At 57.3% G+C, this 1,356-nt stretch carries 1 protein-coding gene; it reads right to left on the bottom strand.

The features are described 5' to 3' along the window. Positions 1 to 1,356, bottom strand: a 1,356-nt coding sequence (locus tag BQ7480_RS17450; protein WP_139255837.1) for an efflux RND transporter permease subunit, incomplete at both ends; no start/stop codon positions are given.

Here is a 1,356-nt window from a genome sequence, read left to right as displayed (position 1 = left end):
TTCTCGAAGATGGTCACCGGCGGCGAGAAAGTCACCACAGCCGCAGGGTAATCCTTCCGGACGGCCTTTTCCAGCAGTCCGGTCAGTACCGGAATCTGCTCCGGCTCAGCCGTCCGGAAATACAGTTCCGCCTCGGAAGTGGAAAGTTCGTTCTCCGTGCCCAGCAGATAGTCCTGCATGCCCACGTAGGCCGTATGCTCCACCACCAGCGAATCGGCCAGGGCCAGCATGGCGTTCACCCTGCGGTTGTTCTCGTCCACATGGATGTTCTCGTTCCATTCAATGCCCACCACCACCTCGTTCTGGTCAATCTCCGGCATACGCTCCTTGTCAATCACCATGAACATCAGCACACACAGCGGCAGCGATACGATGGCAAGAAACATGGTAACAGTCTTATGTGCAAACACCCACTCAATGCCCGCATCATAGAACCGTGTCAGCCATTCGTTCTTCAGCAGGTTCTTAAAGTTGGCGGTAAACCAGTTGTGCTTCCTGATACCCGTACGGTAGAACAGCACATACAGCACGGGCAGCAGCATGATGCCCGTAAAATACGACACCATCAGTCCCGACGTGATGGAAAACGCCTCGTCCATGAAGATGGCCCCGGCTATCCCGCTCATGAACACCAGCGGCACGAACACCGCGATGGTGGTGAGCGACGAGCTCAGCATCGGCGTGATCATCTCCGAGGTTCCCGCCACGGCCGCACGCTTCAGCGAATACCCCTTCTCACGGTACTGCGACACGTTCTCCGTCACGATGATGGCATTGTCAATCATCATGCCCACCGCCAGGATCAGTCCCGAAAGCGAGATCACGTTGAGCAAGACCCGGCAGAGGTAGAAAAAGAAGAACGTGATCACCACCGAGGCAATCATGGTGATGCCGATGACCAGCGGCGAACGCACGTCGCCGATGAAGAACACCGCCACGATGAAGATGAACAGGAAACCCAGCGTGAAGTTCTGCTGCAGGTTCGATATGGTATAGTCCAGCAGCTCCGTCTGGTTCCGGCTGATGCTGAACTCAATGTCGGGATATATCCTTGTGAAATAGTCCGTGGTCTCCTTCAGCTCACGGCGCAGGTTGTCCATGTTCTCCTCGCCCTGCTTGATGATGGCCAGCGTCACCGCCCGCTTCCCTCCTGCCAGCGAGCGCCCCGTCTCGTTGCGGGTAACCGTCTGCACGTCGCAGATGTCCCCCAGCTGCCTCACCTGTCCGTTGCGGTTGAACCAGATCTGCCGCACGTCCTCCGGCGTACGGAGGATGGAGGCGATGCGGATGTTGTATTCATAATACCCGTCGCGCACCAGCATGCTCCCCGGCTCCACGTTGTTCGACGAGAGGATG

This window comes from Bacteroides mediterraneensis, assembly GCF_900128455.1.
Taxonomy (GTDB): Bacteria; Bacteroidota; Bacteroidia; order Bacteroidales; family Bacteroidaceae; genus Phocaeicola; species Phocaeicola mediterraneensis.
This window is presented reverse-complemented; position numbering and strand designations above follow the sequence as displayed.